Annotated in this window: 8 protein-coding genes; 1 reads left to right on the top strand and 7 read right to left on the bottom strand. The window is 61.3% G+C overall.

Annotated elements, in window-relative coordinates:
- Window positions 1-6 precede the first annotated feature (6 nt).
- Complete coding sequence (locus AB7M26_RS07885) at window positions 7-1875, bottom strand: c-type cytochrome (protein ID WP_429388550.1); 1869 nt, start codon at window positions 1873-1875, stop codon at window positions 7-9.
- A 189-nt stretch (window positions 1876-2064) separates the two neighbouring features.
- Window positions 2065-5523 (bottom strand): GMC oxidoreductase, encoded by a 3459-nt coding sequence (locus tag AB7M26_RS07880; RefSeq protein WP_429388547.1) that lies wholly within the window; start codon window positions 5521-5523, stop codon window positions 2065-2067.
- Between the two features lie 500 nt (window positions 5524-6023).
- Between AB7M26_RS07880 and AB7M26_RS07875 the strand changes: the two genes are divergently transcribed.
- The gene (locus AB7M26_RS07875; protein WP_148050139.1) at window positions 6024-6254 is read left to right on the top strand and encodes a hypothetical protein; all 231 of its coding nucleotides are present in this window, start codon (window positions 6024-6026) and stop codon (window positions 6252-6254) included.
- Between the two features lie 335 nt (window positions 6255-6589).
- On the opposite strand, the gene AB7M26_RS07870 is transcribed toward AB7M26_RS07875, so the two are convergent.
- The 5 genes from AB7M26_RS07870 to dgcA all read right to left on the bottom strand — a co-directional run bounded on the left by AB7M26_RS07870 (window position 6590) and on the right by dgcA (window position 13355).
- Entirely contained in the window at window positions 6590-7156 is a 567-nt protein-coding gene (locus tag AB7M26_RS07870) for a GNAT family N-acetyltransferase (protein ID WP_123497271.1), read from the bottom strand.
- A 21-nt stretch (window positions 7157-7177) separates the two neighbouring features.
- Window positions 7178-7948, bottom strand: a complete 771-nt coding sequence (etfB, locus tag AB7M26_RS07865) for an electron transfer flavoprotein subunit beta (protein WP_123497269.1) — start codon at window positions 7946-7948, stop codon at window positions 7178-7180.
- 15 nt (window positions 7949-7963) lie between these two features.
- The gene (gene etfA, locus AB7M26_RS07860) at window positions 7964-9184 is read right to left on the bottom strand and encodes an electron transfer flavoprotein subunit alpha (RefSeq protein WP_123497267.1); all 1221 of its coding nucleotides are present in this window, start codon (window positions 9182-9184) and stop codon (window positions 7964-7966) included.
- On the bottom strand, window positions 9184-11133 hold the full coding sequence (dgcB, locus tag AB7M26_RS07855) for a dimethylglycine demethylation protein DgcB (protein WP_008008116.1): 1950 nt from the start codon (window positions 11131-11133) through the stop codon (window positions 9184-9186). The genes etfA and dgcB overlap by 1 nt, the downstream gene beginning before the upstream one ends.
- 161 nt (window positions 11134-11294) lie before the next feature.
- Window positions 11295-13355 (bottom strand): dimethylglycine demethylation protein DgcA, encoded by a 2061-nt coding sequence (dgcA, locus tag AB7M26_RS07850; RefSeq protein ID WP_007907545.1) that lies wholly within the window; start codon window positions 13353-13355, stop codon window positions 11295-11297.
- Window positions 13356-13366 lie beyond the last annotated feature (11 nt).

Here is a 13366-nt window from a genome sequence, read left to right as displayed (position 1 = left end):
GTGGAATTACAGGGTTTTCATGAACTCGATGAGCGCCCGCTTATCGAGCTCCGACAGTTGCGTGCCGTACAGGTGGCCGCCGTTATGGTTGCCCTCCAGGCGCGTGTCGTATTTGAAGTCCGCCGAGGCCTTCATTTGCTGGCCACTGGTGACGAAGCCGACTTTGTCCTGGTCGTACACATCGGAGCCGGTGAAGAACACCAGCGGTCTCTTTTCCGGTGGTTGCAGCAAATCCCACAGGGTCGGCACCGAACCGTTGTGCAAGTACGGCGCGCGCAACCAGACGCCGTCGGTGGGCGTGTTGCTGTAGCTCTGGGTCTTGCGATAGGCGCCGAAGTCGAACGGTGATTTCTTGAAGCCATGGAAAGCCGTCACTAAACCATTGGTGAACGAGTTCAGCCGATGGGGATCGGTGCCCAGTTCCTCAATGTTGGTGGTGACCTGACCGGTGTCGGTGCGGCCGAAATCATGACAACCGGCGCAGTTGTTTTCCCAGACCGGCTTGCCCTGTGCGACCTTGGCCTGATCCAGCGTGAACGGCCAGGCCGGCGCCTTGTGGCCCAGCAGCCAGTTGGTCACTCGATTGAAGCTGGCCGGCAACACTGACTCCGGCGTTGCGCCCACGGCCATGGCCGCCGCGTAGTTACGCTCATGGATGTCGTTGTTGTTGCCGTCCCAGTGCAGGTACAGCGACTCCCGAGGCTTCTGGTTCCAGACTTGCGGCAAGTCGACGGTGCCGATGGTCGAGTCGTCCGGGAAGCCGAACACCACCATTTTCGTCGGGTTGAAAGTGTCGGTGCGCCCCGGCCCTTGCGGTGCGCGCAGACGTTGCCAGGCATAGGCCTGTTTCTGCTTGACCAGCGCGCTCGTGGCCATCGGAATGATCACGTAACGGTTGTACAAGCGCTCGAAAAAACCGAGCTGGAACTTGCTGTTGATCGCCGTCATCACCGCGTCGGGGGTGAATGTCGGATCGCTGGCGCAATTGTAGGCGAACCACTGGAAGGCCTGCAGTTGCAGGGTATTGGCCGGCGCAGTGGCCACCGGGATGGCGACCTCGCTGGTATTGGCCCGGTAGGAACCGGTGTGGCACAGGGCGCAGTTGGGCTCCACGGTCGGGTAGCCGATCTGCCGCTTGGCCATACCGATCGGCAGGTCCTTGCCGTTCTCATAGAGGAAACCGAAAACTTCGTAGCCGCCGGGTTTCGGCAGTTTATCCGGGCACATCTGCGGCAATACGGCGAACAGGTAATAGGGAATCCGCGCTTCAACGCCCAGGCCGATGGCGCCGTACTTGTAGTGGTCCTCATCGGAGGCGTACTGCTCTGCCGGCACCACCCGCAGCATCTGGTACCAGGTTTCGTAGCCGATAAACCCCAGCGCCAGCACCACAACCAGCGTGGCGACTTTGAAGCTGTGCCGCTGCCAGCGTCGCGCCCAGGCTGCGCGCCACGCATGCCAGCCGTCGCGAAGTAACGCCAGCGGCCGATTGGCCGGCGCGCTGCCCAGGTACAGCAGAACCCCGAGGATCAGGAACATGCTCAGATCACCCAGCAGCATCGGCACGAATACCTGAGCCTGGTTGCTGGTGTTGATCAGGTAGATCCAGAACGCCACGGCGACCAGTCGCGACAACACGCACAGCCACGAATGCACGACGTACCGCGGTGCGTTGAAGCCTGACGGCATGTAGAACAGGCTGATCCCCACCAGCAGCATGCCGGCGTTTTCCAGCCACGGATCGGAGAGTTGCGGCGGCATCCCGAGCATCGAAGTCAGCAACGCCGGCGCGAACAGCGCCGGAATTGCGAAGACCATGTTCATCACGATGCCTAGCCAGATGAAGCGTTGAAACCAGCGGATGTAACTGTCCATAGCATCCATTCCTTGTCGTCACCAATCCCAGTCAGCCCACGGCTTTTGTGGCGAGGGAGCTTGCTCCCGCTCGGCTGCGAAGCAGTCGTAAAACCAGAAAACGCGGTGTATCTGATAGATCGCACCCTCAGGTTTTGGGGCTGCTACGCAGCCCAGCGGGAGCAAGCTCCCTCGCCACAGTAAGCAGTGCTAGCCGAGGGCGGTTTTCTCCAGGTGTTGCAGGATGATCGGGTACACATCGAGCACCGCATTCTTGCCGAACATGCAGTCGATATGCCCGTAACCCGGCACCACATGGCGGCTGTAGCGCTCCGGCCCATGGGCTTTGCACACGCGCTCATAGGTCTTGAGCGTGCTTTCCGGCAGGTAGCACTGGTTGTCTTCGCCGCTGATGAAACAGATCGGCATCGTCAGCCGGTCGAAGTGCGGCATGTAGACGTCCTGGCCCTTGAAGTCCACCAGATGGCCTTTGCGCAGGATCAGCGCCAAGTGCTCGAAGGTCTGCATGTTCGATTCGCCGAACAGCTCATGCAGGTTGTCATGCAAGGTGTCGTTGAGCGTGTCGTGGCGGTACAGCGACGCGTACATGAAGGTGATGCGATGGCACACCGGGTTGGTGCAGTAGCCCTGAGCCTCGATGCGGGCGTAGCCGTTGAGGGCCTTGTCGTAGAGTTTGTTGAACCAGCTCTCCTTGTTGTCGGCATACGCGGTGAGGGATTTGATGCCGATGGCGTCGAGCATCCCCGGAAGGTGCAGGCCGGCCTTGAGCCCGGTTGCCGTGGCGACCACCGTATCCGCGGCGATCTGCGAACAGACCACCGAACGTACGCCCTGCAACCCGGCCAGCAACGACATAAAGAAAGTCGTCGCCCCGTAGCAATGCACCACGCATTGCACGTCCGCGGCCTTGGTCGCCTGCTGGATCTGCGCGATGGCGGCCTTGAAGTCGTACTGCGCAATCTGGTCGCCGTTCCATTCCTTCTTGCTGGCGGGCAACAGAATGCTCACCCGCAAATCCAGCAGCCAGACGTCGTACTCGTGCTTGCACAAGAACTCCAGCAGGTTGGTCTGGATGGTGTCGGTGGAGAAAATATTCGAGCCCACGCCCAAGCCATGCACCAGCATCACCGGCCCTTTGCTGCCAGCCTGATAGCGGGTCAGGCGTAGCTGTACGTTGTCTTCGGTCTGGAAGAACTGCACGCTCGGAATCGGTGCATCCAATGGGCGTTTCTGCCGCGGCGGTGCGTCAGGGTTGAAGTAGATGTCGCCAGCGAACACCCCGCCGTAGCTCTCCCACAAGATGCCGGCGAAGAACTTGCCGAACCGCGCCAGACCGTCGATGCGCTCGCGTTCGTTGCGCGCGTTGAGCACCTTCATGGTGGTCATCTGCTTGGCGAAATCGGCTGGATGGATGTGCATCACCCCCGAACCCAGCACTTCACCGGTCTTGTCCGACCCACGATACAGCGTCACGTAGAGGGTGCTGGTGTCGTGCCAGACGTTCAGCACGCCGTTGTCTTCGGGCACGGTTTTGAACGCGCTGAAGTAATAATCGCTGCCGTCCTCGGCGGTCAGTTTCATGTCGTAATTCATGTGCCGTACGCCGACCTGTTCCTGATACTCCTCGAACAGGTTGAATACGCCATTGCTGGCGGTCAGCGGTTCCGACGACAGACCCGGCGCATTGAGCGTGCCGACCAGCGTCGCAGCGTGTTCCGGCTCCTTGATCATGCGGTTGAGGTCGTTGGCGGTGATGGTCAGGGTGAACTCGATCGGCGAGTTCTCCGACTCGCCGCGTTTGGCCGCCGTTTCGTAGAGCTTGAGATCGGTGCCTTGAGGCTGAGTGAAGTCCTTGGAGAAATAGCCTTTCATGGTTTCGGTGAACTGCACGCCGAGGGTCGGTGGCGCCACTTGTTTGCGCGGTGCCGAGGGCAGCGTGTAGTCGATGTGCCAACCGCGATCGGCCGCCAGAAGGCCCATGTTGCGCTCGCTCACGGCAGAAATGGTCAGCAGGGGATTGACCGCCAGGGAAGTCGGAATCACCGCGCCGTCGGCCACGTACAACCCGGCATAGACATTGGTGCCACTGGCGCTGCTGAATACCTGGCCCTTGTGGTTGACCACGCCCTGCTCCGCGTCCTCGCCCATCACGCAACCGCCCAGCGGGTGGACGGAAACGATGCTGTGTTTGAGCAGCTCGGTCCAGATCGGATTCTCGACCCAAATCCCGCCTAATGCCTTGGTGCTCTGGTGCAGCCGATCGTTGCCAATCTTCACGTTTTCCTGCTCGCCGACGCCCGGCCAGTCGATGCGCAACTGATCCTTGCTGTCGAGCACCATGCGCCCCTTGCCGTCGTCGTGGCTCATGATCAGGTAGGTCTGCATGTTATGCAGGGCGCCGTGATACGGGCCGCGCAGGAAGCTTTCGGTTTCGCGCTCCGCGTACTTGAGCTTGCCGGTGAAACTGTCGTCGGTGGGCTTGCCGATCAACCCGGCGAACGCGGCCATGCTCGGCACCATGGGCCGGCCGAGCGCGCCGGGGATCGAGCCTTCTTCGATGACCATGCGGCTGCGCCAGTCGCCTTCGGTACGCATGTCGATGATCGAGGTGATGCACGGGCCAACCGGTTTCATTTCACTGGCCGGATGCGCGCCGAAACCGATGCCGTTGATCGCTTGGTCGCAGTTGTGGCCGAAACCGAGAATGTCACCGTTGCCGCTCATGTTCTCGCCGAGCTGATTGGACGTCGACAAGCCTTTGTCCCGAGAGCGCAGGAGGATTTCGGTGGAGCCCAGGGTGCCCGCCGAAACCACGACGACGTCAGCCTTGACGAATAACGTCGGTGCCGAGAATTTCTCGCGGCCACTGTCCAGGTATTGGAAGTGCACGATCCAGCCGTCGCCGTCGGCGTCGCGCTCCAGATGCCGAACCTCGGCCTGGCAGAAAATCTCCGCGCCGTGGTTCCAGGCGTCCGGCAGGTAATTCATCAGCGTGGTGTTCTTGGCCTTGTTGTTACAGCCCGACACGCAGTCGCCGCAGTGGTTGCACGGTAATTGCTCGACGCCGACGTGGTTGAGATTGTTCGGCAGTTTGTCGAAGGTCACGTTGATCGGCGGCTTGTAGAAATGCGCCCCCTGCTTGAGGTAGTCCGCAGATTTTTTGTTGGCTTCCAGTTTCGGCAGCACCGGCGAGGTGCTTGGGTAGGGATTGGGCTTGAGCATCTCCCGAGCCCGGGCGTACCCATCCTTGAGCAGCGTGTCGCGGTGTTCACGCACCGCCAGCGGCCAGCGTGGATCGTCGAACACGCCGGGCTCCGGTTCCAAGGCGACGTTGGCGTTGATCAGCGACGTGCCGCCCAGGCCGCAACCGACCACCACGTTCTGCTGGGCGTTGACGTGCAGGTCGAACAACCCGGTGCGCGAACCGATGTGCCCGTCCGGGTCATGGACTTGCAGCTCTTCGGTGGCCGCCAGCATCGTGTTGGGGTATTCGCCCGGCTGGATTTCCCGGCCCCGCTCCAGCAGGCACACCCGCTTGCCGGCCCGGGACAGGCGCGACGCCGCGATCCCGCCGCCGTAGCCGGAGCCGATGACGATCACGTCGTAATGTTCCTTGATGTCGCTGATGGGCGTGGCGATCCGTGTCATGGGTCATTTCCTCTCAGGCAGATGGGCAACTCTGTGGTTGCCTGCAATCGATAGACGAACAAACGCCTGGTCACCGGGCACGGTCGGGCCTCAATGGCAGCGGCGTCAGGGTATGGGGAAAGGCTTCAGGCGCTATAGGCGAGCGCGCTGATTGGTGGCGCGACGGTGAATCCGTTTACGCAGCAAGGTGGCGGGGGTCGGTACACAGGTCACGCAAGGGTTTGGGTGCGAGCGATATGGCTGGCTATCCATCACGCGTTCTCCCTGAACCAGATGTGGATAAGTGACGGCTGTCCTTGTGCCTGAGAGTGAAGACAGGCGACAGATCGAAGTCAAGGAAGTGCCTTAGAACTGTATGAAATCTGATCTATCGCGTTCGGGCCTATACAGACCGTGGCTTGCAGGGTTCAGCGAACAAGTTATCCACATCTCCACCCACAGCTATTGGGGACAACTGTGGACGAGAGCCCAAATTTATTCACAAAAAATGAAGAAAAACCGTGACTTATCCAGAAGCAGGGTTTTATGCAGCTACTGATCGTTTTTTGATCAAAAGTCTGCAGAGCACGGTTTATATGACATGTAGAGGATGGCGAACACCTTATCCACAGAAGCACCAACAGACTTTGGGGGCAACTTGGCAGGCTCTGTGGAAAACTGCTGAAAGCCGTGAGAATTCGGGGTTTGCGGAAGGATTAACGAAGGGAAACGGCAAATTGAACATTATTTGATCAACTCACTGAAAGCCACGGTTTATATAGCCTGTAGCGGACAGCGAACATCTTATCCACAGAAGCGCCAACAGAGATTGGGGGCAAGTATCGGCTTACGCAGGAAGTCGTTCTGTGGAAAAAGCTCGAAAAAACCGTGGCTTAGACTGGTTGTTTTTTGTACGGAGGGCTGAAGGGCTTGCTGGGTACGGGGTGTAGCGAGGCGCGAACATGTTATCCACAGAAGCGCTAACAGGGATTGTGGGTAAATGCGCCAATTCTGGGTCAGGCAACATCGATGGTGAATGTCAGTCCGTCATCGCGAGCAGGCTCGCTCCCACAGGTGTTCGATGTCCTTAAGGCCGATACATCAAATACGCCTCCCCCGTAACCCGAATCATCGGGTGGGGCGTGATCTGGCAGGTATCGACGATCCGGAAGCCATGGCGCTCATAAAACCGTCGGGCGCCGGTATTCACCGCGTAATCGATCAGGCTCAAGCCGTTGAGCCCCAGCTGATTGGCACGGTCGTAGGCGTAGGCGAGGAATCGTTGGCCCAAGCGCTGATTGCGCCAGCCCTCATGCAGGGCCAGGCTCGAAATATAAAGGGTGTCGGGGATTTCCATCGTGGCATACGGCGCCAGGACCGGATCGGTCACGGGAGCGGCCAATGGATCGTGGCGCATCGCGTAGCTGTGCAGCATGCCGATGACCTGTCCCTCGGCCTGCGCGATCAGGCAGTTCTGATAGGAGAAATCGACGTCTTCACGAGCGTAACGACTGGCACCGACCTCCAGCAGGTCCTGGCCGGGCTGCGCCAGTTGGCTCCAGATGTAATCCGCCGCACCTTCTGATGAAATCTGAAACAAGCGAGCAATCTCCCGCGCATCCGTGCGCAGGGCCGAACGAAACTCAACTGCCATTTACGGGACTCCACAGGACTGTTAGCGAACCACGCCTTCTTCAATCAACAACTTGAGAATGGCTTCAGCGCCCGCCTGCGCGGTCACGCCCTTGAGCACCTGCCCGCCTCCGCCACTGGCCTTGGCCGTCGCGGCTTTCATGCGGTCTGCACCGCTCTTGGCCTTGATCACTTTCAAGCGCTTGGGGCGTGGCTTGGCCGGTTGCAGCGTGGCCACCGCCAGCAGTTCATCGTCGATTACTTCGACTTCATCCGCGTGCAACACCCCGCGCCGCGCCGGGCCGTAGGCACTCTGCCGAGGCTTGGGCGCCGCGTTATCCACAGTCGCCAGAAACGGCAGGCGTACTTTCAAGCGCCGACGCTGCCCGCGCGGCAAGGCCTGCAGCACCAGCGCCGAACCGCCGTCGATGGATTCGACCTGCGCCAACCCCACCACCAGCGGCCAGCCAAGGCTTTCCGCCAGCAGGAACGGCAACATGCCCGAGCCTTCACCGGTTTCCGCCTGGCTGCCGGTCAGCACCACTTGCGCCCCGGCATCACGCAAATACGCGGTCAACGCCGGCAGCGCGTCAGCACCTTCCGGTTGTTCCAGCACATGCAGCTGCTCCAGGCCCATGCCCAGATAAGCGCGCAATGCCGGTTCGGCGACGTCGCCGGCATGCAGCACTTGCAGGTTATCCCCAGCCAGTTGCAGGCCCAGTTCAACCGCTCGTGCATCCTGCTCGGCGCGGCGTGGCCGGCCGGAGGTCGGGTGGGCGCCGATGGACACCAGGCTGATGATTTTCGTGCTCATAACCCTTTCCTTTCCTTAAGCCGCATCGCGCTTGGCTTCATTGCGGTAAGCCTCTACCGCATCGATCAAGGCTTGAAGAATCTCGGCGCTCTCACCGATCACCGACAGGTCGGCCCGTTTGATCATGTCGCAGCCAGGATCGAGGTTGATCGCCACCACCTTGTCGCAGGCACCAATGCCTTGCAGGTGCTGGATCGCCCCGGAAATGCCCACCGCCACGTAAACCCGTGCCGTCACCCAAGTGCCGGACGCACCGACCTGACGGTCGCGAGCCATGAAACCGTCGTCCACCGCCACCCGCGACGCACCTTCGGTCGCGCCCAACGCCTCGGCCGTCCTGTGGAAAAGTCCCCAGTCCTTGACCCCGTTGCCGCCGGAGAAGATGAACTCCGCTTCGGCCATCGGAATCGCCGCCGGGTCCACCGCCACCGCGCCCAGATCTTCGATCCGCGACAGGCTGCGGGCGACTGCTGTGGATAACTCCACTGGCAGGGCTTCGTGACGGGTTTCGCTGACCGGTTCGGCGCATTCGGCAGCGGCCAGAATCAAGCGGGCGACCGGACGCGCAAGGTCTTGCAAACCAGCACCGGCGCGGCCGATGCACTCCTGTTCCTTGACCTGCCAGACCCGCGTGGCCGGGCGTTCGCCCAGTGCCGCGGCGAAGCGTCGACCCAGTTCGCCGCCACCGCTGCGGCTGTCCGGCAGCAACCAGTGACGGGGGCTGAACTGGTTATCCACAGCCCGCAGGCCCTGGACCCGTTGTTCCGGTGCATAACCGCTGAATTCGTCGCCCTCAAGCACCAGCAAGCGGTCAACGCCCGCCGTGGCGAAGGCGTTTTCCTTGTGCTCACCGAAGACCACCGCCAGTACCGCGCCGTCCTTGCCGGCCAACTGATGGGCCAGGCCGAGCAAGTCGCGGTCGTGGCTGCTCAAGCGGCCGCCGACCATGTCCGGCACCACGCTGATGTAGAACGCAGGTGCAGCCACTTGATGCAGCGGCAATTGCACTTCAACCGCCGCCGAGCGTTTGGTCGCCCCGCCCTGCTGAGCGCCGCTGCGGTCGATTCGCTTGATGCCGTTGGGGCCGATAAAACCGATCCCGTGAGGGTTCTTGCGGATGACACCGTTAGGCCCCATCCAGCTATGTTGCGCCGGTTGCATGGCCGCGTGCAGCGGGTGCAGACGGTTGCGGGCGATCCATTCGGCGCGTGGGTCGCGGCGGATAATGTCGCTCATCAATGCACCTCCGCAGGTTCACGTTTGGCCGGTGCCGAAGGCTTTCCCGGCGCGGCGTCTTCGAGCAAGGCGTCGGCCACCAGTTCGGCGATGTCCTTGATTAGTGGACGCGGTTCGACCACGCCTTCGAGCATCGCGGTGCACTGTGGGCAACCCACGGCCACCAGTTCGGCGCCGGTTTCGCGGATGTCTTCCATGCGCATGTCGGGGATCCGTTGCTTGCCCGGAATGTCGGTGATCGGTGCACCGCCACCGCCGCCGCAGCAGCGCGAACGGAAACCGGAGCGTTGCATTTCCTTGATCTCGATGCCCAGGGCGCGCAGTACTTCACGCGGCGCCTCGTACTCGCCGTTGTAGCGGCCGAGGTAGCACGGGTCGTGATAGGTCACGCTGCTGCCTTTGTGCTGGCCGAGGTTCAGGGCGCCTTCGCCAATGATCTCCGCCATGTAAGTGCTGTGGTGCTGCACGAGGTAGTTGCCGTCGAAGGCGCCGTACTCGTTTTTCAGCACGTGGAAACTGTGCGGGTCGCAGGTGACGATGCGGTTGAAGCTGTATTTGGCCAAAGTCTGGATGTTGCGTTTGGCCAACAGCTGGAAGGTCGCTTCATCGCCCAGACGTCGGGCCACGTCACCACTGTCACGCTCTTCAAGCCCCAGCACCGCAAAGTCGACCTTGGCCGCTTTCAGCACTTTGACGAAGGCACGCAGGGTGCGCTGGTTACGCATGTCGAAGGCACCGTCGCCGACCCAGAACAGCACGTCGGTGGATTTTTTCTCGCTGAGCAGGTTCAGGTTCAAATCCGCCGCCCAGTTCATCCGCCCGCCCGGCGCGAAGCCGCCAGGGTTATCAGTGGCGATCAGGTTTTCCAGGACTTCGGCGCCCTTGTTCGGGGTCGCGCCTTTTTCCAGGGTCAGATGGCGGCGCATGTCGACGATGGCGTCGACGTGCTCGATCATCATCGGGCATTCCTCGACGCAGGCACGGCAAGTGGTGCAGGACCACAGGGTTTCAGCGTCTACCAGACCGTTGACGATTGGTTGATGCGGATTGCCACCGTGTTCGCCAATTGCTTTGCCTGGATAAGGGCTACCAGCGAACTTGGCATCGGTGCCACCGGCCAGGCCAACGACCATGTCCTGAATCAGTTTTTTCGGGTTCAGCGGCTGGCCCGCGGCGAACGCCGGGCACGCGGCTTCGCATTTACCGCACTGCACGCAGGCGTCGAAGCCGAGCAGTTGGTTCCAGGTGAAATCCTTGGGTTTTTCCACGCCCAGTGGCGCGTTCGGGTCATTCAGGTCCAGCGGCTTCAAGCCGGTGGAACGACCGCCGCCAAAGCGTTCGGCGCGACGGTGCCAGGCCAGGTGCAATGCACCGGCGAAGGCGTGCTTCATCGGTCCGCCCCAGGTCATGCCGAAGAACAGTTCGCTAACGCCCCACAGCACACCGACGCCGAGGATCGCAGCCACTACCCAGCCACCGAAGTTTTCCGGAAGGATGCCCGCCACCGGCAGGGTCAGCAGGAAGAACGACGCCGAGAACGCCATCAGGCTCTTCGGCAGGCGCATCCACGGGCCTTTGGACAACCGGGCCGGTGGGTTGCGACGGCGCAGGAACATAAAGATCGCGCCGACAAACATCACCGCCGACATCAGCAGCAGCGCATAACCGAGGATGCGGTTATGCAGGCCAAAACCATGAACCAGAATCGCCAGCACAATGGACGCTACCGCACCACCGGCCGTGGCGACGTGGGTGTTGGCGATGTATTTGTCCCGCGCGACGACGTGGTGCAAATCGACCATGTAGCGCTTGGGCATGGCGAACAGGCCACCGATCAGGTCGACTTTCGACGCCCGGCCCTGACGCCACATAGCCACCCGCCGCAACGCGCCCAGGACAGCCAGGCCCAAGGCAGCGAACAACAGGATTGGAAGAAGGGTGTTCAACATGTGGAGCTCCCAAAGACCGCAGGGTCTTGCAGGTCGAGATGCCTGACTCGGTTCCTGTGGGAGCGGGCTTGCCCGCGATTGCATTTTGTCAGTCACATCTGCATTGACTGACCCACCGCTATCGCGGGCAAGCCCGCTCCCACAAGGTCATGTGCAAGCCGTTAGAAGTCTTTGCACAACCGCAACGCGTCATAGATCGCCGCGTGGGTGTTGCGCTGGGCCACGCAGTCGCCGATGCGGAACAGCAAGTAGCCGTCGCCCGCCTGGCTCAACGAAGGTTGCGGCTTGATCGCGAACAGGGCTTCGATGTCCATCTGGCCTTTGTTGCGCGAGCCTTCCTTCATGGCGTAGTAGATTTCTTCGTCTGGACGCACACCGTTTTCGACGACGACCTGATCCACCACCCGCTCCTCTTTGGCGCCGGTGTATTCGTTTTCCAGCACCGCCACCAGCTTGTCGCCTTCGCGGTAGACCTTCTCCAGCATCATGTCGCCGGTCATGATCACTTCTTTCGGGTACATGCTGCGGTAGTAAGTCGGGAACGACGTACCGCCGATGGCCACGCCCGGTTTGATGTCGTCGGTGACGATCTCGACCTGGCTGCCCTTGTCGGCAAGGAAGTCGGCCGTCGACATCCCGGTGAACTCGCAAATGGTGTCGTAGACCAGCACGTTCTTGCCCGGCGCAACCTTGCCGTCGAGGATGTCCCAGCTGCTGACCACCAGGCCTTCAGCCGCGCCCCAGTGCTCGTTCTGTTCCAGGAACGGATGGCCGCCAACGGCGAGCACCACCACGTCAGGACGCAGGTCGAGAATAGTCGCCGCATCCGCCGCCACGCCCAGGCGCAGATCGACTTTCAAGCGCGCCAGTTCCAGCTGGAACCAGCGAGTGATACCCGCGATCTGGTCCCGTTGTGGAGCTTTCGACGCCGTAGTGATCTGCCCGCCGATGAATTCTTTCTTCTCGAACAGGGTCACGTCGTGGCCACGTTCGGCCGACACGCGAGCCGCTTCCATCCCGGCGGGACCGGCACCGACCACCACGACTTTGCGCTTCACACCGGTCGATTTCTCGATGATGTGCGGCACGCCCATGTATTCACGGGAAGTCGCGGCGTTCTGGATGCACAAGACGTCCAGGCCCTGGTACTGACGGTCGATGCAGTAGTTGGCGCCGACGCATTGCTTGATCTGGTCGACCTGACCCATTTTGATTTTGGCAATCAGGTGCGGGTCAGCAATGTGGGCGCGGGTCATGCCGACCATGTCGACGTAGCCGCCCTCCAGAATACGGGTTGCCTGGTTCGGGTCCTTGATGTTCTGCGCGTGCAGCACCGGGGCCTTCACCACTTCTTTGATACCGGCGGCCAAATGCAGGAATGGCTCCGGTGGATAACTCATGTTCGGGATAACGTTGGCCAGGGTGTTGTGGGTGTCGCAACCCGAGCCCACGACGCCGATGAAGTCGATCATGCCGGTGTCGTCGTAGTACTTGGCGATCTGCTTCATGTCTTCGTGGGACAAGCCGTCCGGGTGGAACTCGTCACCGCACAGACGAATGCCGACGCAGAAGTCCGGACCGACTTCCTTGCGCACAGCCTTGATCACTTCCAGGCCGAAACGCATGCGGTTTTCGAAGCTGCCGCCCCATTCATCGGTACGCTTGTTGACCCGCGGGCTCCAGAACTGGTCGATCATGTGCTGGTGCACGGCAGACAATTCGACGCCGTCCAGGCCACCGGCCTTGGCCCGCGCGGCTGCGCTTGCGTAGTTGCCGATCACCCGCCAGATTTCTTCCGGCTCGATGGTTTTGCAGGTCGCGCGGTGCACCGGTTCACGGATGCCCGACGGCGACAGCAGGGTTGGCCAATGTTCGCCATCCCAGCGCGAACGACGACCCATGTGGGTAATCTGGATCATGATCTTGGCGCCATGCTTGTGCATGGCATCGGCCAGGTTCTGGAAGTGCGGAATGATCCGGTCGTCGGCCAGGTTGACCGACTTCCACCAGCCTTGCGGGCTGTCGATGGCCACGCTGGAGGAACCGCCGCAAATCGCCAGGCCGATCCCGCCCTTGGCTTTCTCTTCGTAATACTTGACGTACCGGTCGGTGGTCATGCCGCCGTCGGTGGCGTAGACCTCGGCGTGCGCGGTGCTGAGCACGCGGTTGCGGATGGTCAGTTTGCCGATCTGGATCGGCTGGAACATTGCTTCGAAAGCCATGGCGGGGTCCT

It is taken from the genome of Pseudomonas sp. F-14 TE3482, assembly GCF_053629455.1.
This window is presented reverse-complemented; position numbering and strand designations above follow the sequence as displayed.

Coding starts and splice junctions, on each gene's coding strand:
- AB7M26_RS07885 (WP_429388550.1), bottom strand. CDS start 1,875: ATGGACAGTTACATCCGCTGGTTTCAACGCTTCATCTGGCTAGGCATC.
- AB7M26_RS07880 (WP_429388547.1), bottom strand. CDS start 5,523: ATGACACGGATCGCCACGCCCATCAGCGACATCAAGGAACATTACGAC.
- AB7M26_RS07870 (WP_123497271.1), bottom strand. CDS start 7,156: ATGGCAGTTGAGTTTCGTTCGGCCCTGCGCACGGATGCGCGGGAGATT.
- etfB (WP_123497269.1), bottom strand. CDS start 7,948: ATGAGCACGAAAATCATCAGCCTGGTGTCCATCGGCGCCCACCCGACC.
- etfA (WP_123497267.1), bottom strand. CDS start 9,184: ATGAGCGACATTATCCGCCGCGACCCACGCGCCGAATGGATCGCCCGC.
- dgcB (WP_008008116.1), bottom strand. CDS start 11,133: ATGTTGAACACCCTTCTTCCAATCCTGTTGTTCGCTGCCTTGGGCCTG.
- dgcA (WP_007907545.1), bottom strand. CDS start 13,355: ATGGCTTTCGAAGCAATGTTCCAGCCGATCCAGATCGGCAAACTGACC.